The sequence below is a fragment of the Acinetobacter sp. A47 genome (genome assembly GCF_000805455.1).
GTDB lineage: Bacteria > Pseudomonadota > Gammaproteobacteria > Pseudomonadales > Moraxellaceae > Acinetobacter.
In genome coordinates, this window is the sequence record NZ_JSUS01000064.1 from 1 (window position 1) to 21,504 (window position 21,504).

Sequence of the window (21,504 nt, forward strand, 5' to 3'; positions counted from 1 at the left end):
ACACCGCCGGCAATAATCAGGTCGGCTTCATTGGCTTTAATGGCACGGGCAGCCATGGCAATGGCATCCAGTGATGAACCACATAAACGGTTTACTGTGGTGGCTGGCACCTGATACGGCAAACCTGCCAATAGCGCTGACATACGACCCACATTACGGTTGTCTTCACCGGCTTGGTTGGCACAGCCATAGATCACATCATCCACCTGTTGCCAATCGACACTCGGGTTACGCTGCATCAGGGCCTGAATTGGAATAGCTCCGAGGTCATCAGCACGTACAGGGGCAAGACCGCCTGCATAGCGACCAAATGGGGTACGGATGGCATCGATGATATAAGCGTTTTTCATAGTCTTACATTTCCATTTCTAAATCTGTTGTGAGCACTGCCATATCGTTAAAGTCTTTTTGAGCATTTATCGATAGTTGGTTGTCATTACTCAGTTATGAGTGAACACGACGGAGTCTTATCGTCTTAAATCAAATACCAGTAGCTCATTCTTGTCACTTTTTTAAAAAAGTGACCAAAAACCTTTGTTACTCAGACACAACTTCCTTGTTGTGCTGAGTAACAGGGCGACATCCTTGTCGCCAATCACGATAGCAACTCTCAATTTATATTCGACTATGTGAAAATCTCGATCTGAGGCTTTCCCATAAGCATTTCGCGGCGGCGGCATGGATGCCGCCCGTTAGACTGTGGTATATGGATATACCATCAGTCTAACAAAGGATTTTTGTTACTTTTTATCCTTAAAAAGTAAGGCAATGCTTATACAAAAAGCCTTTGCTTTAACCCGTAATTATTGGCTGTGTAAACATTATCCTTGCGTCGCATCAATCAGTTTCGCACCCGTCAACGCCTGCAACTCCGCAAAGCTCAGCCCATCCACTTTCTCAATCACTTTTAAACCGTCAGGGGTCACATCAATCACACACAGGTCGGTATAAATACGGTCAACACACTTTAAGCCGGTAGCTGGATAAGTCAGTGCTTCAACAATCTTCGGTTCACCTTGCTTGGTAGTGTGATCAGTGGTGATAAATACTTTCTTGGCACCGACCGCAAGGTCCATTGCCCCGCCCACCGCAGGGATCGCATCCGCGGCTCCGGTATGCCAGTTGGCCAGATCGCCATTGGCTGCCACCTGAAAGGCACCGAGTACCGCAATATCCAGATGACCGCCACGCATCATGGCAAAGGAATCACCATGATGGAAAAAGCTGCCACCGGTCAGCATGGTCACATATTCCTTACCTGCATTGATCAGTTCAGGGTCTTCTTCACCTTTGGCAGGCGGTGGCCCGAATGCCAGCAAGCCATTTTCCGAATGCAGGAATACATCTTTATCGGCTGGAAGATAATTGGAAATCTTGGTAGGCAGACCAATGCCTAAATTGACATAGGCCCCATCGGGAATATCTTGTGCCACACGTTCAGCGATCTGGTCACGGCTTAGTTTTTGATAGCTCATGCTGATGCTCCTGTACCTGTTGCAGTCTCTACCGCTACGACATGCTGGACAAAAATCCCCGGGGTAATGATATGCTCGGGATCAAGTTGCCCCAGTTCAACCACTTGAGCCACCTGCGCAATGGTGACATCTGCAGCCATCGCCATGATCGGGCCGAAGTTACGCGCCGATTTGTTATAGACCAGATTGCCCCAGCGATCGCCCTTATGGGCCTTGATGAGGGCAAAGTCAGCCTTGATCGGATACTCAAGCACATAATCCTTGCCATCGATATGACGGGTTTCTTTGCCTTCTGCCAATAAGGTACCGAAACCTGTTGGGGTAAATACGGCACCCAGGCCCATACCTGCAGCCTGAATACGGCAAGCCAGATTGCCTTGCGGCACCAGTTCCAGTTCGATCTTGCCGGCACGGTACAGTTCATCGAACACCCATGAATCGGACTGGCGCGGGAAAGAACAGATGATTTTGCGTACTGCTCCGGTTTTGAGCAGTTTGGCCAGACCGTAATCGCCATTGCCTGCATTATTATTGACGATCACCAGATCCTTGACCCCCAGCCCGATCAGGCCGTCAATCAGCTCAGCAGGTTGTCCTGCGGTACCAAAGCCGCCGATCATGATGGTGGCACCATCCCTGATTTGTGACAGCGCCCCGGTCAGCGAGAGCGTAGTTTTATCAATCATCTAATACTTCCTGTACTGTACATCACTCGTTTTTTCATCCTGAAAACCGATGAAATAAAGTTGAGTGCCTTGTTCGGATTTCTTCTCTTTATTCTTGATAAATTTTATACAGACTTCTACGCTTAAAAATGCATTTTGTTCGACTATCATTATTTATGTTCGATCATCGAACATTATCCAAGTAAAATAGTCATCTTTCGCTTAGAATGTTTTTATAAAGCCCCCGTTTTAGAAAGGATATCTAAAGAATGGATACTGATCAGGATAAAAGCCCCCGCTTGATTCACCATACTGAAAACAAAAAAATGATTCGGCATGAAGACTTTATTGCAGGTATTGCCAAAGGTCTGGCCATCCTGGAATGTTTTGGGCCTGAACGGCATCGTCTGAATATGAGTACGGCGGCTGAAAAAACAGGCATGACCCGTGCTGCAGCGCGGCGTCATTTACTCACTTTAGAATACTTAGGCTATTTAGATTTTGATGGACATTATTATTATTTAACGCCCAAAATTCTGAAGTTTTCAGGCGCATATCTCGATGGTTCCCCCCTGCCGAAAATCTGTCAACCGCTGTTAAATCTTTTAACCAACCAGACTTCGCTGATTTATTCAGTGATGGTTTTAGACGGCTACGAAGCCATAACCATTGCCCGTAGTGCAGCTCACCAGCAAACCGACCGGGTTAATCCTTATGGGCTGCATTTGGGAAATCGCCTTCCTGCCCATGCCACCTCGGCAGGTAAAATTCTGCTCGCCCATCTGAGTATTGAAGAGCAAAAGCAATGGCTGGAAAAATATCCCTTAAAACGCCTGACCAAATATACTCATATAGATAGTGATGCCTTTTTAGCATTACTCCATGAAATCAAGGAGCAGGACTGGTGCTATTCCTGCGAAGAGCATGAGCTGGGGGTACATGCCGTGGCCGTTCCCATTTATGATGCCAATGCGAGCGTGATTGCAGCACTGAATATCGTCTCCCCGACCATACGTACCACCAAGGACTATTTAATCGCACACATCCTGCCTTTGCTACAGGAAACAGCACGGGATTTACGGCAGGTGGTCTGATCCAGCTGGAACGGGTTGAAAATCTGGCATTTTAAAGATAAAAAAATGCCACATCTGGAAATGTGGCGAAAGGTGTACTGTTAAGTACGCTTATGTCTGTCCTTATAAATTAATCGCCCCAGCTTAAATGAATATTAATTTTTTTAACGTTCAGAAAATTAATTGAACCGTTCATCTCATCGACCTGCCGGAGCGATCAAGCGATAAGGCTCAGAGGTCAAGTACCAGCCTTTTACCTTTCGCCCTTGATACACAAATCATCATTGACTGCTGTGAAGCTTTTTCATCATCGCTGAGATATTGGTCAAAATGTTCGGCCTCGCCTTCCAGAATCGTGGTTTCACAAGTGCCACATACTCCTTCACGGCATAAACATTCCACATCAATATTGAGCAATTCAATCGCTTGTAAAATGGTTTGATTGCCTTGAACTTCAACTTGCTGATTGGATTTGGCCAATACCACCGTAAACGCTTCGCCCTCTTCTGGTACAGTAGATGCAAATTGCTCCCAATGGATATATTCATCACGATAACGATGATTATTACAACAGTCTATCACGGCATCAATCATCGGTTTAGGTCCACACACATACACATGTGTGCCTTTGGGCTGAGACCCGATCAACTGGTCGAGATCAAGATATTTTCCATCTGAGTCGATATAGCTAAAAATATGTTCGCCATGTTTTTGTTGCAGTTCATCTAACAAAGCCGCATGCTCTGGCGAACGGTAGGCATAATGCAACTCATAGTCGGCACCACGTGCAGCCAGCTCATCCATTTGCGGCACAAACGGGGTAATCCCGATACCACCTGCAATTAAAATGTGCTTCTCGCCATCTTGCGCCAATGGAAACAGGTTCTTTGGTTCAGAAATCAGAATCTCACAGCCTTCATTGCACTGGTCATGCATATAGACCGAGCCACCCTTGCCTTCAACATCCTTACGGACACAAACCTGATAAGTCGAAAGGTCCTGAGCACAGCTCATCAATGAATAGGCATTGGACAACTGGTCATTCATTTTCACAATGATATGACTGCCGCCATTAAACCGAGGGAAATCTTGTCCGTCCTGACGTTTAAATGTGAACCGTTTAATCAGTGGAGTCAGTTGCTCTACACGAGTAACCACTGCAGGAAACATTTCATAATGACTCGCCATGTCTAAATCCTCTTTACCGCATGCTGTTCAGCTCAGCATTTCCTGTTTTTTAGTCTTTCTGGCAGGCAGGCCGTCCTGAATAAACACCTGACTGCCAACGTGCTAGATACCTAAACACATATATTTAATGGTCATGAACTCTTCCAGACCGTATTTGGAACCTTCGCGGCCCACGCCAGATTGTTTAACCCCGCCAAATGGCACCACTTCATTGGAAATGGCCGTTGAGTTCATTCCGACCATGCCATATTCCAGTTGCTCGGCCACACGCCAGATCCGGGAAATGTTTTCGCTATACACATAAGCGGCCAAACCAAAAATGGTATCGTTGGCTTGCGCCACCACATCGGCTTCGTCGGTAAAGCGTATTAACGGTGCGACTGGCCCAAAAATTTCTTCCTGAACAATGTCCATGTCACGCGAAACATCAGTCAAGACCGTTGGTTCAAAAAAAGTTTGTCCAAGCGAATGCTGCTGACCACCACAAGCTACTTTTGCCCCTTTGGCGCAGGCATCATCAATCAACTGTTTTGCTTTCAGTACCGCTTTGTCATTGATTAACGGCCCGATCTGTACGTCCGGTTCCAGACCATTGCCAATTTTGAATTTCTGTACTTCTTGCACAAATTTCTCGGTAAAGGCCTGATATACCTTATCATGGATATAAATCCGGTTGGCACAGACACAGGTCTGGCCCGCATTGCGGTATTTGGCAAAGATCGCTCCTTGTACCGCCTTATCCAGATCGGCATCCTCAAACACGATTAACGGGGCATTGCCGCCCAGTTCCAGTGCCAGTTTTTTGATGGTATCCGAGCATTGCTGCATCAATAAGCGACCGACAGGTGTAGAACCGGTAAAGGTCAGTTTCTTGACTTTTTCATGGCTGGTGAAAACCGAACCAATCTCTTGCGATTTGCCTGTCACTACATTAATGACACCCGCAGGGATACCCGCCATTTCTGCCAGCTTGGCAATTGCCAGTGCACAATACGGCGTTTCATTGGCCGGTTTGATCACGATGCTACAGCCCGCTGCCAAGGCAGGCGCCGCTTTACGGGTAATCATGGCAATCGGAAAATTCCACGGCGTAATGGCTGCAACCACACCCACAGGTTCTTTGGTGACAATAAAACGTTGCTGACTGTTGGTGGTTGGAATCACATCGCCATAAACACGTTTGCCTTCTTCGGCAAACCATTGAATAAATGAAGCGGCATATTTCACTTCGCCCAAGGCTTCGGCTAAAGGCTTACCCTGCTCAATGGTCATGATCCGCGCCAGCTCATCTGCATGATGCAAGACCAGTTGATGCCAGGCCAGTAACAGATCGGCACGCGCTTGTGCAGTCAATCCTTTCCATTGCGCTAAAGCCTGATACGCGACTTCTACCGCTTGCGTAGCTTCCGCTGCACCCATATTTGGAATCTGACCAATTTCTTCACCCGTCGCCGGATTGGTTACAGCAATGGTGGCACCAGATTGCGCATTGACCCATTGACCATTAATCAATCCGCTTTGTTGAAATAATGCATTTCCTTGCAAACTTGACATGTCTTGATCCTATTGATTGAAAGCAAGGTACGGCCTCAGCACCGTACCTTAGATTAGCTATGGCCTGTTACCAGATTACTTGTGATATTGGGCAACAAGATTCTGGAAATAAGCAATCCCATGCTCACTGATACCTGAACGTTGCTTGTCGGTCATGATCCGGCCCTGACCGCGATAACCCCGAGATTTCAAGCCACGTTGCACACTTTCAACCAGTTCCAGGTCTTCCGGACGGAAGACATTGCGATACCATTCGATCAGGTCTTTCTGATCTTGGGTCAACTCTTCATTGGTGAAGAAAATGTCATAGTGCTGCAAAGTGGTTTCTGCATCCATCGGAAACTCATAGATCACCGTCATGAAGTTTGCACCCGGTGGAACATTAAACATGGTGCACGGCCAGGTCCAGAAACCGCTAAAAGTCGGATCTTTTACCGATGGATCAAGCTTGAATGACTTTTCTGAAGAACGTGCATAACCATATTGCAGCGTCCAGTTCTGATGGGTGGTATGCCAGTATTTATCGACCTGTACCGAATCGGCAAAACCGGGATGCGCCGGACCACAGTGATAACATTCCAAATAGTTATCTACGATCACTTTCCAGTTGGCAGGTGTTTCCGTTACGAAACGTGCCGCCAGTTTCAGGTCTTTGATCACCGCACAGGCTTCATTCAGTTTTTGTGCAAATTCAGGCAATTGGTCTTCAACACAGGTCGCATTTTCATCCATATTGATAAAGACAAAGCCGCCATATTCTTCCACTTTTAATGGCACCATGCTGGAGTTTTGCTTGTCAAAAGCTTCGACATGGTCACAGTTACGCGCTAGAGCCAAGCTTCCATCCAGCTTGAAAGTCCATGCATGATATGGACAGGTAATCACGTTTTTGGCTTTACCGCTACCACTTAATAATTCATGCCCCCGATGCGGACAGACATTATAAAATGCACGCAATACGCTATCTTTGCCGCGAATCACGATAATGTTTTCACCAATCACTTTACGGGTAATATAGTCATTGTTCTGGGCAACTTCACTGCCATGTGCCACGCAAATCCAGCTTTTCGCAAAAATCTCTTCTTTTTCACGCTCAAATACCTGAGATGAGGTGTAGAACACTTTGGGGAATGTCCACGCAACATCCGGGTTTGCACAGAAATCTTCTGGTAATTTTTCAACTGCATTCATGGTTTTACTCCATTAAACTCTTTTGTCCTAACGACCGTTTTATCAAAATTGGCTGGTGTTCATATCACTTGAACATTTGCTTTAACGAACTCAGCATGTGCTGATATAAATCCTGCACTACAGGACAGTCCCGTACTAAACGTAAACTGCCATGCAGTAATCCTTTGCCGAGATAAAACTCGGCGGTAATATTGGCTTGCTTTAACTTCTCGACGAAAATACGTCCATCGTCACACAGCGGATCGTATTCAGCCACCGCAACAAAGCTTCGTGGCATACCTGAAAAATCTTCAGCTCGCAGTGGCGCTAATCGTGTATCTTTCCAGTCGCTTGCATTGGGTGCATATTCCTTCAGGTAATAATGCATTTCCTCCAGTGTCAGTAACGGCGCATGCGCGTGCTGCTGGCAAGACGGGGTGTCAAAACTGCTGCCCAAACATGGATAGATCAAGGCCAGCCCACAGGCCTGTTTGCCTGTATGCTGCAGTTGAACCGCCAGTGCTGCCGCCAGGTTGCCTCCGGCACTGTCACCGGCTAATACCACCTTCGCTGGATTGATGTTCCAGTCTGTGCCATGCGCGCGGAGCCAGTGATAGACCGTTTCGCAGTCTTCATAAGCAGCTGGAAAATGATGTTCTGGTATCAAACGGTAATCGACACTCAGGACTGCAACATTCAGATCACGACATAAATAGCGGGTGATGAACTCATGCGAATCCAGATTGCCCAGCATCCAGCCTCCGCCATGGATAAACAGGATACACGGCCAACCTGCTGCAGGTGCCTCGACCAACGGGCTATACAACCGGACATTCACTGAATGAGTCGCACCGGTAACGGTTTTATCTTCAATATGGACTGACCCATCGCGTGGCAAGGTGTAATGCCGGCACATCGCATCATAGGCTGCACGTATTGAGTCAATATCGTTATCCGCTGCTGAATAAATGCTGCTCCAGTACACCAGACTTTGCATTTCTTCGCTTAACTCATAGTTCATGTACGGTTGCTGTGTCATAACAATTCCTTTTGACTGCTTTTATGCGTAAGTGCTGTTGCCGCAATATCAATCTGCATCTGCTGGCTTGAATCATGATGCTCCAGTGCTTCCTGCTCACTAAAGCTGCGCTGTTCAATCAGGTGAGATGGCACCTTGGCATAATCCTCAATCAGCCATTTCACCAGACCGTAAGTCTGCACCAGAATAATCACGATAAATGGCAAGGCCGTCACAATGGTCGCAGTTTTCATGGTGTCTAGCGGTGCCTTGGAGAAGATCATCGCAATCGGTACCAGGGTTAACATGACACACCAGAACAAGCGCGCATTTGGAGATGGATCTTGCCCTTCACGCAAGCCACGGGTACAGGTTGCCGATACCGCATAGCCCACTGCATCCATATGTGCGGCAAGGAAAATCACCATAATGCCCAGAAATAACCACATCATCAGCTTGCCCATTGGCAACAAGCCAAGTAGTTGACCAATCGCCACTTCACCGCCTTGCTGGCTCAAAATTTGCGGGACATTGACCATACCGTGAATAAAGCTGTAGACACTATAGTTCTCAAATACCCCGAAGATAAACCATAAACCAACGCTACCGCCAATGACCATGGCAAAAATCACTTCTTTGATGGTACGACCCTTAGAGACACGGGTCACAAATAACGCCACACCCGGCGCATAGGAAATCCACCACAACCAGTAGAACACCGTCCATTCACGGGTGAATTTTCCATCGCCCATCGGGTCGGTAAACAGGCTCATATCCACAAAATGGGTAGCCATCAGGCCAAAACTCATCAATGAATTATTCATAATGAACTGAGTTGGCCCAAAGCACAGCACGTAGATTGCAAACAGCACCACGCCCAGACATACCATATGACTCAAACGCTGCATGCCTTTGTCCATACCGACATAAGAACTCAGTGCGAATAACACCGATACCGCTAAAATAATGATGACTTTGGTCATGAAGGTATTGGGAATACCTGTCAGCTGCGACAAGATGTTGGTAAAGGTTACGGCGGTCAGTACCAGTGAAATGGTCAAGGCACCAAACATGCATAACAGGAACATCAGATCGACCACACGGCCAATCGGGCCCGTTGCTTTAAAGCCGGTGACCGCTTCAATCACGGAAGCCAGACTCAGGCCTTTATTTTTTCTGACATGGTAGCTGTAGCACAATGAAATCGATGCCAAGGCATAGATCGACCATGCACTCAAACCAGAGTGGAAAAAAGAATAAGCCACACTGTATTTCAGCGCTTCTGCCGATTCAGGGGCTAAATTTAAACCCGGGGTCTGGTAATAATAGGCCCAGTCCAGAAAGCCCCAGTACAAGGTGGATGATCCAATCCCCGATAAAATGAACATGAAAATCCATGACATGGTACTGTATTCGGGTTTGCCCTCACCCAGCTTGATTTTGCCGTACTTGCTAAATGCCAGACCAAAGGTAAAAATAATTGATAAAAAAGCGAATAACAGCACTGGCGTGGTGAATACCGAGGTGGTCCACTGCATCCATTTTGCCGCCAGCTGTATTGATTCAGATGAGTAGATTGCCAGACCAGCCACCGAAGTAAATACAACGGCCAGACTGATTATCGCAAGCGTCTTATCTGTATAAGGTTTTATAATTTGATTATCCATATCTATTCAATCCATCTCGGATAGTGACTATTCCCTGAGGGGTATTTACTCCATCGCGAATAAATCCATTTTTTGCTGAGTCACACAGGCGGCAATCGCATCGCCCACTTCATACGTCTTTGCCGTTCCTCCGACATCTGGTGTTTTCGGACCATGCACCAATACATGCTCAATCGCCTGCATGATGTCCTGCCCTGCCTGCATCACCTGTTCATCACCATCTGCCAGGAAATCCAGCATCATCGCCCCCGACCAGATCGCAGCAATCGGGTTGGCAATCTGCTGACCGTAAATATCGGGTGCCGAACCATGTACAGGTTCAAACAAGGATGGAAACTTACGTTCGGGGTTGAGGTTAGCCGAAGCCGCCAGTCCAATGGTGCCGGTACATGCAGGACCTAAATCCGACAAGATGTCACCAAATAGATTGGATGCCACCACCACATCAAAACGTTCAGGCTGTAATACAAATCGTGCCGCTAAAATATCAACGTGTTGCTTATCTGCCTTGATGTGTGGATAGCGTTTTGCCATTTCATCGACACGTTCATCCCAGTACGGCATGCTTACTGCAATACCATTTGACTTGGTTGCAGCCGTGATTCTTTTAGCCTCACGCTGGTCAGCAAAGTCAAAAGCATATTTTAAAATACGGTCAACCCCATGACGGGTAAATACGGCTTCCTGCAACACAAACTCACGGTCGGTACCTTCAAAAGCCTTCCCACCAATGGCAGAGTATTCACCCTCACTGTTTTCCCGCACCACATAAAAATCGATATCACCCGGCTGCTTGCCCGCCAGCGGACATTTCACCCCCGGCATTAACCGGACCGGGCGTAAGTTCACATACTGGTCAAAACGACGGCGGAACTGCAGTAATGATCCCCACAGTGAAATGTGATCCGGCACCTTTTCAGGCCAACCCACCGCACCAAAGAAGATTGCATCATATTCCTGCAGAACGTCAAACCAGTTATCCGGCATCATTTTGCCGTGTTCAAGGTAGTAATCACAGCTGGCCCAATCGAAGCTATCCATTTGAAGTTGAATGCCATATTTGTCTGCTGCTGCCTTTACAACCTTAATGCCTTCTGGTAGAACTTCTAAGCCAATTCCATCGCCCGCAATCGTGGCAACTTTATACTTTTTTGCCATAACGCTCCCTTACACCTTTGGTTAATATCCTGAGTTGTAAACATGCTGTTTTCGGCAACAATGATCAATAAGAAAACTATCACCCCAATGGACACGGATCGTGAATAATCTACCTAACCTATCGGATTTAAAGGTTTTTTGTACAGTCGCCAAACGCAAGAGTTTTGTCGATTCAGCAGAAGAGCTGGGCGTTTCGCCGGCTTTTATCAGCAAACGCATCAATATTTTAGAAACCAACCTGAACTGCAAGCTGTTCCACCGCAGTACCCGTCATGTCAGTTTGACCGAAGATGGCAAGCTGATTCTGGACCGGGTCTCCAATATTCTGGATGAATTTGATGAAATCAGTGAGCTGGTCAATAACCCGTTAAGCACGCCTACCGGTCATCTCGATATTGTCAGCAGCTTTGGTTTTGGCCGTAAACATGTTGCGCCTATTTTGTCTAAATTGATGACCATGTATCCCAAACTGGAAATCCAGTTTGATACCATCGACAACACCAAAGACCTGATCCAGCACAGCATTGATCTGGACATTCGGATTGGCAACGACATTGCCCCGAACATGATTGCCAAAAAACTGGTGTCGAATTTCCGGATTTTCTGCGCTGCACCCAGTTATTTATTGCAACAAGGCATGCCGGAAAGTCTGGATGATTTACGCAATCATGATTGCCTGACCATCAGTGAACGTGATCAGTCTTCCGTGTTATGGAAATTACGGCATTTTTCGGAAGACCGGTCGGTGCATGTCACTCCGCGTTTTATCTCCAATAACGGCGAGATTATTCACCAACTGGCCATTGAAGGACATGGCATTATTTTACGTTCGATCTGGGATGTAGCGGATGAACTGATTAGCGGCCAGTTACAGCATATCTTGCCGGAATACTGGCAAGATGCCGATGTCTGGGCAGTCTATCCTTCTCGTTTAAAAAGCTCGTCTAAACTACAGACCTGTATCCTGTTTATACAAAATGAACTAGTTAACCGTTTACAGCATATCCAGAACCTGTCTCGCGGCCAGTTGATTCAGCCGGTTGAACCTGTAAATCCCACTACCGGAAAAGTATTTCTATAATCGCGCCAGGCTGCCTGCTTTCTTTTTTCAATTACATCATGCACATTAACTGTATCAGCAACGAACAGGCAGCCTAATGAACACGGCAATATTTGGCCTTATTTTACTTGCGGCGTTATGCCACGCGACATGGAATGCCATTGTCAAGGCTGGTTCAAATACGTTTTTAACCACGGTGCTGGTCACGGCATCTGCTGCAGTTTTAGCTGCATTGCTATTACCTTTTTTCCCGTTACCGCATCAGGATAGCTGGCCTTATATCCTGAGTTCAACCGCAATACAGATCCTGTATTTTGGCATGGTGGCTAAAATCTACCATGTGGCCGATATGGGACTGACCTATCCCTTGATGCGTGGTACGGCACCGCTGATTGTGGCGGTTTTAGGCAGCCTGTTACTGCATGAAACACTACAATTGAATGCATGGCTCGGCATCATCACCATTTCGGCTGGCATTTTATCAATGCTTCTGGCGGCTCCGAAAACAGGACGTAAAGGCATTGGTCTGGCCTTGCTCAATGCCATTCTGATTGCGGGTTATACCTTGCTGGATGGGCATGGAATCCGCCTTTCCGGCTCTCCTGCTGCCTATATTTTATGGAGCTTTGTACTGTCAGGCCTGATCTTTTTTATGTTTGCCCTGAAAATGCAATTTCGTCAGCTGGGTAAGTATTTCCGGCATAACTGGCATTTAGGTTTAATCGGTGGAATCGGTTCATTTTTTTCTTATGGACTGGCACTGTGGGCGATGACACTTGCCCCTGTGGCGATTGTTGCGGCGCTACGCGAAACTTCGATTTTATTTGCCACGCTGATTGCAATCTTTGTGCTAAAAGAGCGTATCAATGCAATCCGGATGATCTCGTCCTGTATTATTTTAATCGGTGCCTTGATTTTAAGAACAGCCTAAACAATAAAAACCAGCCCATTTATAAACAGGCTGGCCGATGTTTCAGGTTAACCTTAGAAATAATAACCCAGCGACAAATAGAACAGTTTATTCCACTGATTGCTGTCACCCTGTGCTAGCCCATCTGCACCACTGCCCGTCATCGGGTCATTGCGGCTCCAGATATATTCGCCCTGTATACCGACTTTTTTATAGTTAAAATAGAGACCTGCAATTAACCGATCTGAATCTTTATAGCCCGATTCGTCTTTATAAAAACGGCTATACGAGACATAGGGTTTAATATTTTCTAACTGATGAAAAGGCTTGGCAAAGCTGTAGTTAATTTCATTGGCCATATATTTGCCTTTGTTGGCGACCTGGTAAGGATAATCAAATGCACCAATGGTCGAACTTTTCGGTAAAAGATCATCTGCATTTTTAATATCCTGCTCACCTGCCAGGAACAGCCACTGCCATGCCTGATAATTGGTGGTGCTAAATACATTCCAGCTACTGCGATGGCCATCTTTATTGGTACGGTTATTTTCCAGTTCCGAGTACCAGTAAGAACCACCAATTTCAGTCGAAAAATTTTGTGACTGATCGATATCAAACTTTCTGGACAGGCGCGTCACCCACATATTTTTTTCATCAATATCGGTACCCTGGGTCAAATCATCTGCCCGAACAAAGTTACCGCTATAGCGGCTGGAATCTTTAGAAGTACCTTTGTAGTTACCGCCATCGGTTGGGTAAAAACCGAGAATGAAGTTATACCGGTTATCCTTAAACTGGTACTTCACCCCAAGGTTTTGGATATCTTCCAGCCCAACAGTATTGAGTAAAGTTTCATAATAGCTATTGCCCCACAGTCGACCAAAGCCAAAATCAACCGATTGCAAACCAACTGTGACGCGTTGCTGATCCGAGAATTTATAGCCTGCCCAGGCATCTTTTAAAAATAAGGCATCACATAAACGGTCATACTGGTAACAGCGCACATCCATGGAGGCAATCCAGTCCGGGTTTTCATAACTCAATACTGCTTTGATATCGGCCAGTCGCCAGTCATCATTTTTAGAACCTTCATTGGCCTCAACAATATAATCCTTATGGATATAACGGGTACGGATTGCGCCTGTCAGTTTCAGTTCACCTGCTTGTGTTTTGGGATCACCAATACTTAAATCGGCAGCCAGGATTGGCATATTTGCCAAGACACTCATTGAACCCAAGAAAAGCCATGCTTTTTTCATTGTTGTACGTCCTTGTTTAATTTCATAAGAAAATGAAGAAATTCACGCTGACAAACAACGCTTAAACTATAAAGTCGGTCTTTACTGAGTGTGTTTAATGGCCCAAAATAATAAAAAAATAAGTCATTCATATTGCGATAATTCCTATAAACCCGACCAAAAACAGAAGCAATGAGATGATAGATAGGGAATGGTACAGCTTCACTTTTTTGGCATATGGACTATTTAGCCCTGATTTACTTTTAAAAAACGTGTAAATTTCTTTTCAATGGCTCAAACCTTTGCCGGTTCAGGAGAATATTGGTAAAGGTTCCAGCGCATCGGTCAAAATTAAAAATTGCAAGACCATTGAACATGAGCCGGTCTCCCCTTACCCAGCCTCAACTCATGTCTTTCAGGTCTCATGTTCCGATTTAAAAATTGACAGTAGAAATTTCCTCTACGACCTTTAAGCCTTGCTGCGTTTTTTTAACCGAGTACATATTTAAGTCAATTGATGAGGCCAGGCCAAATTGAAGCCGTGTACTTAAAAGTATTGAAATGTTATTACTATGATTGATTAACTGCGGGTCAAGACTTTGTAAATGATCTAAAAACTCTTGCGCGAAAAATGAATTATTAAGTTTGGCCCGATCATTGATCTGCACATCAAACAAAATAAATTGCGTCTCCGAGCCTTGTTCCTTTTCTGAAATCTGTTTTACATGGATAATTTCTGGCTGACTGCCTTTAAGCTGTTTAACTTCAGCTGCATTTTCACGGTTAAAGACATTAAAAGACGATAGGCCTGTACCGACGCATACCAGCATGATGAGTGCAGCAAAAATCTTATGCTTAGTCCACATCTCAGGAACTTTTTGTTCTTCGTCATCTTTTTGTAAATTAATCACCATTGAACCGGCAATAAAGTCGTGTATTGAGCGGCGGTTTCGACGGTTAAAAACATAAAAATAGATAATCAGGATTTGCAGACAGACCAATAGCAAATCAAATAATTCTGTCAAAAGTAAAATCGAGAAATAACCACTTAGTGACATAAGGCATGATGGTGCAAACAGGATTGCCGAACGAAGCAATGATGGAATTACAGCCAGATCTTGTCCATATGTATCAGTGACCCTGATTTTTAACAACTGTTTGCCAAAAGTTTGTCCTGAATGTAAATGACTGTTTAACAAACCAAAATATAAAATAACAAAGGCATATCCAACAAAGATAGATATAACTGGAAATGGATACATAAACTTGGAGAGCAGTTGAATCGTACTCCAGCAGAAACCTCCTACCAGCAATAAATCAATAAGGAAAGCAAATGATCGACGCCAGAAACCGGCAATATAAGAAAAGTTTACAGAAGACAAAACACACCCTTTATATTTAATTAAAAATTTATAGCTATAGCTATCCACATCAAATTTTTAAGATTATATAATGAATTTTAATAAAATACATTATTCAGGCATCTCACCCAACTTCTTATACTCAACCACTTTTCCCCAGTATATTTTATTTGAGCAAATAAATTTCATTCATTTTTCATTTATATTAATTATAAATACTGATATTATTTTATCCAGAAATTTAATATATTCACGCCTATCTTTATAGTAATGAAACTCGGCATAAAATAAAGTTATATAAAATGCTTCCTGTTGAATTTATTTCGCCCCTACCAAGAAGTTATCTAAGCGATTGTAAAAAAATATAACAATGGTTTCTATAAAAAATTTCTGATCAATATGATTGATCGCCTGCTGTACCTTTAAGATCATGGCTTAGTTTAATCACTCTTTTATTAGAATTATAAATGCATGGTCTTTGCTCAAGTCGTGAACAACTCGACACAGATACAAACATTGCAAAGATTGATCGTTTTTTAGATTAGCTTATCATTGCTTCCTTGTTTACAAAAATTTTATATAAATTCAAAAAAATTATACAATTATTTTTTATCCTTTAACTCTTCCAGTTTATTTTTTGCTTCAACATTTCCCAGCAAACTAGCTTTCCTTAACCAATTTTTAGCTTCGGCCAAATCTTCAACTTTATTCTTATTCAATAAAATTAAAGCTAACTGCAATTGTGCATTTTCATGATTTTTATTTGCTGCCAACCTGTAATAATACTCTGATTTAATTATATTTCTATCACTACCCAAGCCCCTAAAATAAATAATACCTAAAGCATTTTGCGCAGAAGCGTCACCTTGTTCAGAAGCTTTTTCAAGCCATCTCTTAGCTTGATTATAATCTTTTGGGTAACCTTCATCACCATTTAAAAAATTCATTGCAATATTATATTGCGCATCAACATTACCAGTTTCTGCTAATTTAAACTCATGACTACTTTCATATGGAGCACTATTTGCGCAAGCACAAAAAAGCAAGCTCAAAATAAATAATTGAAAAATATTAAACATAAAACTTATTATAAAATAAAACCATACTTACTTAATATCTAAAGAATTATATTAAAATAAAAAGATCTTCAAAAAAGATCTCTTCATTTCTAATACAAAGCTATTAATTATCAATTTTCCTTAAATAAGAAATAGCCTCTTCATTTCCTGAATTTTTTGCCTTCTGAAACCATTCTTTAGCGGTTTCGATATTTTTTTCCACACCCTCACCATTTAGATATCTGATTCCCAATTGCAATTGACTATCCGCATCTCCTTGCAAAGCAGATTTTCTATAATATTCGACTGATTTTGGCAAATCTTTTTTTACGCCATATCCATTTAAATACATTATTGCCAAGTTATATTGCGATTTTGCATCATTTTGATCAGCTGCTTTTTGATACCAATCAAAGGCTTTTTTATAATCAACATCAAAATCATATTCACCAAATAAATATACATCTCCCATCTGTGATTGAGCGCGTATATCCCCTTGCTCTGCTGCACTTTTCAAACTTTCAAATTCAGGATTTGCTGCACTATCAGGGCTATTACAGCCAACTAAAAATAAGATTACAAAAATATTTAAATATTTAACCATAAAAGTCTCAAGTTAATTTAAGGAAAAAATTGCTAATTGGAAGTAAAACAACAGGTGTATATTTTGGGGCCGATTAATGCCTCATTTAATACTAAGAGCATCTTTCTGAAAGCATCCATCCACCTACATTTGAATACTTCACTAATCACACTACTACACCTCAAATTAAAGTTGATAAAAATAAAAATAGAAAACTTATCTCTCACAACTATTCACACCATTTTTGTTATAGTACAACCCTATATTCCAAGAGTTCACATCCTCATAAGTAATTTCCTCACCTTTCTTGTTTCTCTCAATTAAATCATTAGGATACAAAATCCCAATAAGCTGATAATTACCAAGACAATACAAGGTATAGTTTTCCGAATTTTCCATTTCAACCCACCCATCTGATTTTATTTTATTTTTTATCTCATCTATTTCTACATTTGATAATTTTTTCTTATCAATTAAAATTGTTCCAGCATGATTTCCAGGGCGTCTAATAGATGACTCAAAAACAGGATCATAAGATTTAAAATACTTAGATGTGATATCTTCAAAACTCATCATTTCAGTTTTTTGCTCAGTTTCATTTACATGCGTACATGCAAATGAAAAAAAACAAAAGATTAGCATAATAACACTCTTAATATTCATATTAATTACCTAACCTTTCTTTTGCCTTATCATATTCTTTATTAATATTAACTGATTTCTGGTTTATAGAAATACCACTATTATTCTAAATTTTAAATATCAACTACCTGCATCATAAAATGAGAATAATATCTATCTAAGATGTGATCACAAAAAAATATAGTTAGCATCACTTTCAAAATGGTTAATTACAGAATTTTCAATTATAAAACTATTTAAATTATCTTTATTACCACATAAAATAGTTAATATAACAAAAATCACTCTTAAAAACATGTATTAAACCGAATAATCAATAAGCTTTCATAAAAAATCATTTATCACAATTACACTAAACCACCTTATATTAACATCAATTTAAATTTTAAAATTATTCTAAATTCAATTTCCTATTCCACTTAACTCCTACTTCTCAAATAACACTCATTTAAAGTACCATTAGCAGTATGTCTAAGAAAAATATTCCAATTCTTTTTGAGCTGTTTACCGATATCTCCCCGGCCTAGTTCATTGTTACCGACAAGCACTTGTGGAGGAATTATTTCTAATTGGCGAGAACCTTGGCAAAAAATATAGCCTTCATTAATTTTTGATCTAAAAATCCAATTTTTTTTAGGCAATATCTGATCTTTATAATTTTCAAACTCTTCCATACTCAAATTTTCAACATTAATTTTATAAACAACACATTTGAAGAAAACGATTGATAACTTCTCTCACTTTCTAGCTTATCTCCAAAAACATCTTTAGCCTCTCTTTTTAACTCCATATTAATTGGATGATTACTTTCTCTAGTCTCAATATTTTCATCTTGTGCACAGGATGTTAACAACATGAGAATTAAAAATAATTTATATACATCTTTCATTATATAAAAATATACACTCCACTCAAAAAAATATATTTAAAATATAAAAATTATTTATTGAAGTCATAACAAACATAGCGCTTAGTATTATTTGGTGACATAAATATTACATGCCAAAAGTCATCCAACTGCATACCAGCAGAACCTTTAACTAAAACTTCATTTTTAGAAACAATTCTAGGTGATATTATCTCCAATTGCCTTTTCCCATCACAAAAAATATAACTTTCATTATACTTTTTATAGAAAGACCATCCCATTTTTTTTAAATCTTTACTCTCTTCTTTCATAAAAAAATTAATATCAAATTTATCTGCTTTAATTTTATATGCCACGGTGTTATCAGTATATGAAGAATAAGCACTTAAGTCTTCAACAGTACCATTAAATAAAACTTCTGCCTCATCAACAAATCTTTGATTAACCTGATCTAAATAAGGCTTTTGCACATTATCTTTACTACAACCACTCAGAATAATTAAAACACTCCAAATAATTCTTTTCATAGCTTATTTCCTTAATCTACTTATCTGATAACATTTTCGTGATACCCACATCTGCATTGATGCCTGTAGTTCCAACCACAAACTCAACAGCTCTTGCTTTATAAACCGGGCTATTTTTCGTAAACATTGGTATAACATAGTTACCCCCCCCCCACTAGGCCCTACAACTATACCTGCCGAAGCAGAAGCGCCATTAACAAATTGATCTGTTAAATATTCCATACCTCTCTCTTTAACAAGTTTTTTATCAAGCCCTGTAATAACTCCAACAGCGCAACTAGCTCCAACTAAATCTTTAGAACTTTTCGGTGAGGATTGCGTGATTAAAGCCACTTTAGAACCCGCGATATACCATCCCTGTGCTTGATCTGCCCATAAATTTTTAACGATAGTTACGTTATGCCCTAATAACCCTCCACCGCATGCTAAATAATCAGCTTTTATAGCCGCGCATTGATATTTACTGCAATGATTTGTAATAATTTCATTTTGAATTTCAGGTACTGTACTACCTGAAGGCATTATTACTTCATCTGAAAGATAGATTTCCTTCAAACTTCTTTTCTGCGTGGTTCGTTCTAGCTGTATTTGTCTTTCTTTTTCCGCTGCTTTTTGCTTCGCTTGCTCATTTGCAAGTTTAGCCTGCTCAGTTGCTTTACGCTGACGCTCTAAAATCAGAGCATTCCTACGGTTAAAGTCTTGAGAATAACGTTCATAGTTTGACTGATTAGAATTCTTATTTTTCTCTGCCATCAAGCCCATTGGATCGCCCCATTGAGTGGGATCACTTACATAGGCAGAAGTGTTATATCCACCAAATAACCCAATCGGATCTTTACTCATATACCTTGCACTATACGGCTCATAATAACGATAACGGTTATAATGCAGTCCTGTTACATTATCGTAATACTGACCTTGGAATCTCAGATTACTCTGCTCAAATCGATTATCTTTATTTAGCATCTGAATCTCGAGCGCAGCCCCCCACGTATCCTGAGTAATTTCCCAAACACATTCACCTACTGCGTTAGTCAGTGTTTGTGGTGTTCCCACCTGATCACAATGATAAAAAACTGTTTGCTCTAAAGCTACACGGTTTCTATATGTAGTGCTTTAGCATATCAACTAAATCACACTTGAAAGTCTCCTTTCTGTGATAGCAAATAATTTTTTAAGTAATTTTATTGATATAACTCAAATATACACCTAATCAATTTACATTTATAGTTTTGACAAATTTACCCAAATTATCATGTCACATCCTACCAAATGATTTTGAAGTAGAAAATTAGTCTAAATTTTTCTGTTTATGTTGATTTTACGTTCAATATAAGGACAAAAAAACCTCTTTATAGTAAATTATCAAATTATTTATGCTTGAAATAAGATATGTTATCTAAAAAAATTTTCTTAACAATTTGTTTGCTTAGTGTACTGAATTCTGGTTGCGCCAGATCAACCGAAAATAACACTAATAATCAAAATTATAGTTCTAACAATTCAAACTTTGACATAGCTGATATTAGAATAGAAGCTGAAAAAGGTGATCCTGAATCACAATATAATATGGGGGTAATTTATGCTGATGGATATGAAGATATTCGACCAAATATAAGTGAAGCTATAAAATGGTATTTATCTTCTGCTAAACAAGGAAATATTAATGCTCAATATAATTTAGGTTTTTTATATAGTAGCAATCCTAATATTAAACATGATTACGAAAAGGCAAAATTTTGGTACGAAAAAGCAGCAAGTCAGGGAGACATCCCCTCATTTAATAAATTAGGCTATATATATAGTACAGGACTAGGAGGAGAAAAGAATGAATCAAAAGCTATGGAATATTATTCAATAGCAGCAAATCATGGTGATTCGGATGCTCAAGCCAATCTTGGGATTATGTTTTTGCATGGTAGAGGAGTAACTCAAGATAAATTAAAAGCTTTTAAGTGGTTCAGCAAATCAGCCCAACAAGGCATAAGAAGTTCACAGTACAACCTTGCACTTATGTATTTAACTGGCGATCATATTAAACAGGACTATTCAGAAGCGAGAAAGTGGTTCTTAGAAGCTGCAAAGCAAGGGGACAGCAATGCGCAATACCATTTAGGTAAAATTTACAAAGATGGATTAGGTGTCGATAAAAGTTTATCTATGTCAAGAACTTGGTTTGAAGAGGCAGTAAAAAATGGGAATTCTTTTGCTAAAGACGAATTGACCCATTTCAATTAATCAGTCAGCAAGATATTTTGCTCAACTTTATCTATCACAATTATCATCACC

At 41.4% G+C, this 21,504-nt stretch carries 21 protein-coding genes and 1 pseudogene; 4 read left to right on the forward strand and 18 right to left on the reverse strand.

Translation table 11 applies throughout. The annotated features are described in order from the left end of the window. The 3 genes from OC23_RS12245 to OC23_RS12255 form a co-directional block, all read right to left on the reverse strand. Positions 1 to 350 (reverse strand): beta-ketoacyl synthase N-terminal-like domain-containing protein (locus tag OC23_RS12245; protein ID WP_038345139.1); only part of this gene is annotated, 350 nt, incomplete at its 3' end. 471 nt (positions 351 to 821) lie between these two features. Continuing rightward, positions 822 to 1,475 carry a 3-oxoacid CoA-transferase subunit B gene (locus OC23_RS12250; RefSeq protein ID WP_038345140.1) on the reverse strand — a complete coding sequence of 218 codons (654 nt, stop codon included), beginning with the start codon at positions 1,473 to 1,475 and terminating at the stop codon, positions 822 to 824. Beyond that, a complete protein-coding gene (locus OC23_RS12255; protein WP_038345141.1) occupies positions 1,472 to 2,161 on the reverse strand; it encodes a 3-oxoacid CoA-transferase subunit A in 690 nt (229 codons plus the stop codon). The genes OC23_RS12250 and OC23_RS12255 overlap by 4 nt, the downstream gene beginning before the upstream one ends. Before the next feature lie 248 nt (positions 2,162 to 2,409). Here OC23_RS12255 and pcaU point away from each other — a divergent pair, with 248 nt between their 5' ends. Further along, positions 2,410 to 3,234: an IclR family transcriptional regulator PcaU gene (pcaU, locus tag OC23_RS12260; RefSeq protein WP_038345142.1), complete on the forward strand. Its 825-nt coding sequence runs from the start codon at positions 2,410 to 2,412 to the stop codon at positions 3,232 to 3,234. 210 nt (positions 3,235 to 3,444) lie between these two features. Here the strand turns inward: pcaU and cntB are convergent, their stop codons facing one another. From cntB to OC23_RS12290, 6 genes are all read right to left on the reverse strand, one after another. Next, positions 3,445 to 4,401 carry a carnitine monooxygenase, reductase subunit CntB gene (gene cntB, locus OC23_RS12265; protein WP_038345143.1) on the reverse strand — a complete coding sequence of 319 codons (957 nt, stop codon included), beginning with the start codon at positions 4,399 to 4,401 and terminating at the stop codon, positions 3,445 to 3,447. 102 nt (positions 4,402 to 4,503) lie between these two features. Beyond that, entirely contained in the window at positions 4,504 to 5,955 is a 1,452-nt protein-coding gene (locus OC23_RS12270; RefSeq protein ID WP_038345144.1) for an NAD-dependent succinate-semialdehyde dehydrogenase, read from the reverse strand. Between the two features lie 75 nt (positions 5,956 to 6,030). After that, a complete protein-coding gene (gene cntA / locus OC23_RS12275; protein ID WP_038345145.1) occupies positions 6,031 to 7,146 on the reverse strand; it encodes a carnitine monooxygenase subunit alpha in 1,116 nt (371 codons plus the stop codon). A 64-nt stretch (positions 7,147 to 7,210) separates the two neighbouring features. After that, positions 7,211 to 8,164, reverse strand: a complete 954-nt coding sequence (locus tag OC23_RS12280; protein WP_038345147.1) for an alpha/beta hydrolase — start codon at positions 8,162 to 8,164, stop codon at positions 7,211 to 7,213. Beyond that, complete coding sequence (locus tag OC23_RS12285) at positions 8,161 to 9,816, reverse strand: BCCT family transporter (protein WP_171194797.1); 1,656 nt, start codon at positions 9,814 to 9,816, stop codon at positions 8,161 to 8,163. Before OC23_RS12285 ends, OC23_RS12280 begins: the two co-directional genes overlap by 4 nt. Positions 9,817 to 9,855: 39 nt before the next feature. Then, positions 9,856 to 10,968 (reverse strand): tartrate dehydrogenase, encoded by a 1,113-nt coding sequence (locus OC23_RS12290; RefSeq protein ID WP_038345149.1) that lies wholly within the window; start codon positions 10,966 to 10,968, stop codon positions 9,856 to 9,858. 100 nt (positions 10,969 to 11,068) lie between these two features. On the opposite strand from OC23_RS12290, the gene OC23_RS12295 reads away from it, so the two are divergent. Continuing rightward, positions 11,069 to 12,049: a LysR family transcriptional regulator gene (locus tag OC23_RS12295; protein ID WP_038345150.1), complete on the forward strand. Its 981-nt coding sequence runs from the start codon at positions 11,069 to 11,071 to the stop codon at positions 12,047 to 12,049. A 76-nt stretch (positions 12,050 to 12,125) separates the two neighbouring features. After that, positions 12,126 to 12,959 (forward strand): DMT family transporter, encoded by an 834-nt coding sequence (locus OC23_RS12300; protein WP_038345151.1) that lies wholly within the window; start codon positions 12,126 to 12,128, stop codon positions 12,957 to 12,959. Positions 12,960 to 13,012: 53 nt separating this feature from the next. On the opposite strand, the gene OC23_RS12305 is transcribed toward OC23_RS12300, so the two are convergent. The 9 genes and pseudogenes from OC23_RS12305 to OC23_RS18865 all read right to left on the reverse strand — a co-directional run. Further along, positions 13,013 to 14,197, reverse strand: coding sequence for a porin (locus tag OC23_RS12305; protein ID WP_038345152.1), 1,185 nt, complete (start codon positions 14,195 to 14,197; stop codon positions 13,013 to 13,015). A gap of 413 nt (positions 14,198 to 14,610) precedes the next feature. After that, positions 14,611 to 15,606 (reverse strand): RDD family protein, encoded by a 996-nt coding sequence (locus OC23_RS12310; protein ID WP_227505557.1) that lies wholly within the window; start codon positions 15,604 to 15,606, stop codon positions 14,611 to 14,613. 533 nt (positions 15,607 to 16,139) lie between these two features. Next, positions 16,140 to 16,616 carry a tetratricopeptide repeat protein gene (locus OC23_RS12315; RefSeq protein WP_038345154.1) on the reverse strand — a complete coding sequence of 159 codons (477 nt, stop codon included), beginning with the start codon at positions 16,614 to 16,616 and terminating at the stop codon, positions 16,140 to 16,142. A gap of 103 nt (positions 16,617 to 16,719) precedes the next feature. After that, entirely contained in the window at positions 16,720 to 17,199 is a 480-nt protein-coding gene (locus tag OC23_RS12320) for a tetratricopeptide repeat protein (protein WP_038345155.1), read from the reverse strand. Between the two features lie 195 nt (positions 17,200 to 17,394). After that, on the reverse strand, positions 17,395 to 17,841 hold the full coding sequence (locus OC23_RS12325; RefSeq protein WP_227505558.1) for a hypothetical protein: 447 nt from the start codon (positions 17,839 to 17,841) through the stop codon (positions 17,395 to 17,397). 398 nt (positions 17,842 to 18,239) lie between these two features. Further along, a complete protein-coding gene (locus OC23_RS19505) occupies positions 18,240 to 18,494 on the reverse strand; it encodes a hypothetical protein (RefSeq protein ID WP_227505559.1) in 255 nt (84 codons plus the stop codon). A 2-nt stretch (positions 18,495 to 18,496) separates the two neighbouring features. Next, positions 18,497 to 18,709: a hypothetical protein gene (locus OC23_RS19510; RefSeq protein ID WP_227505560.1), complete on the reverse strand. Its 213-nt coding sequence runs from the start codon at positions 18,707 to 18,709 to the stop codon at positions 18,497 to 18,499. A 50-nt stretch (positions 18,710 to 18,759) separates the two neighbouring features. Then, entirely contained in the window at positions 18,760 to 19,215 is a 456-nt protein-coding gene (locus OC23_RS12335; protein WP_038345156.1) for a hypothetical protein, read from the reverse strand. Positions 19,216 to 19,968: 753 nt separating this feature from the next. Further along, positions 19,969 to 20,325 (reverse strand): annotated as a pseudogene (locus OC23_RS18865) (RHS repeat-associated core domain-containing protein); the annotation flags it as partial. Between the two features lie 282 nt (positions 20,326 to 20,607). Here OC23_RS18865 and OC23_RS12345 point away from each other — a divergent pair. Further along, on the forward strand, positions 20,608 to 21,453 hold the full coding sequence (locus tag OC23_RS12345) for a tetratricopeptide repeat protein (RefSeq protein WP_038345158.1): 846 nt from the start codon (positions 20,608 to 20,610) through the stop codon (positions 21,451 to 21,453). The last annotated feature ends 51 nt before the right edge of the window (positions 21,454 to 21,504 follow it).

Coding starts and splice junctions, on each gene's coding strand:
- OC23_RS12250 (WP_038345140.1), bottom strand. CDS start 1,475: ATGAGCTATCAAAAACTAAGCCGTGACCAGATCGCTGAACGTGTGGCA.
- OC23_RS12255 (WP_038345141.1), bottom strand. CDS start 2,161: ATGATTGATAAAACTACGCTCTCGCTGACCGGGGCGCTGTCACAAATC.
- pcaU (WP_038345142.1), top strand. CDS start 2,410: ATGGATACTGATCAGGATAAAAGCCCCCGCTTGATTCACCATACTGAA.
- cntB (WP_038345143.1), bottom strand. CDS start 4,401: ATGGCGAGTCATTATGAAATGTTTCCTGCAGTGGTTACTCGTGTAGAG.
- OC23_RS12270 (WP_038345144.1), bottom strand. CDS start 5,955: ATGTCAAGTTTGCAAGGAAATGCATTATTTCAACAAAGCGGATTGATT.
- cntA (WP_038345145.1), bottom strand. CDS start 7,146: ATGAATGCAGTTGAAAAATTACCAGAAGATTTCTGTGCAAACCCGGAT.
- OC23_RS12280 (WP_038345147.1), bottom strand. CDS start 8,164: ATGACACAGCAACCGTACATGAACTATGAGTTAAGCGAAGAAATGCAA.
- OC23_RS12290 (WP_038345149.1), bottom strand. CDS start 10,968: ATGGCAAAAAAGTATAAAGTTGCCACGATTGCGGGCGATGGAATTGGC.
- OC23_RS12300 (WP_038345151.1), top strand. CDS start 12,126: ATGAACACGGCAATATTTGGCCTTATTTTACTTGCGGCGTTATGCCAC.
- OC23_RS12305 (WP_038345152.1), bottom strand. CDS start 14,197: ATGAAAAAAGCATGGCTTTTCTTGGGTTCAATGAGTGTCTTGGCAAAT.
- OC23_RS12315 (WP_038345154.1), bottom strand. CDS start 16,616: ATGTTTAATATTTTTCAATTATTTATTTTGAGCTTGCTTTTTTGTGCT.
- OC23_RS12320 (WP_038345155.1), bottom strand. CDS start 17,199: ATGGTTAAATATTTAAATATTTTTGTAATCTTATTTTTAGTTGGCTGT.
- OC23_RS12325 (WP_227505558.1), bottom strand. CDS start 17,841: ATGAATATTAAGAGTGTTATTATGCTAATCTTTTGTTTTTTTTCATTT.
- OC23_RS19505 (WP_227505559.1), bottom strand. CDS start 18,494: ATGGAAGAGTTTGAAAATTATAAAGATCAGATATTGCCTAAAAAAAAT.
- OC23_RS19510 (WP_227505560.1), bottom strand. CDS start 18,709: ATGAAAGATGTATATAAATTATTTTTAATTCTCATGTTGTTAACATCC.
- OC23_RS12335 (WP_038345156.1), bottom strand. CDS start 19,215: ATGAAAAGAATTATTTGGAGTGTTTTAATTATTCTGAGTGGTTGTAGT.
- OC23_RS12345 (WP_038345158.1), top strand. CDS start 20,608: ATGTTATCTAAAAAAATTTTCTTAACAATTTGTTTGCTTAGTGTACTG.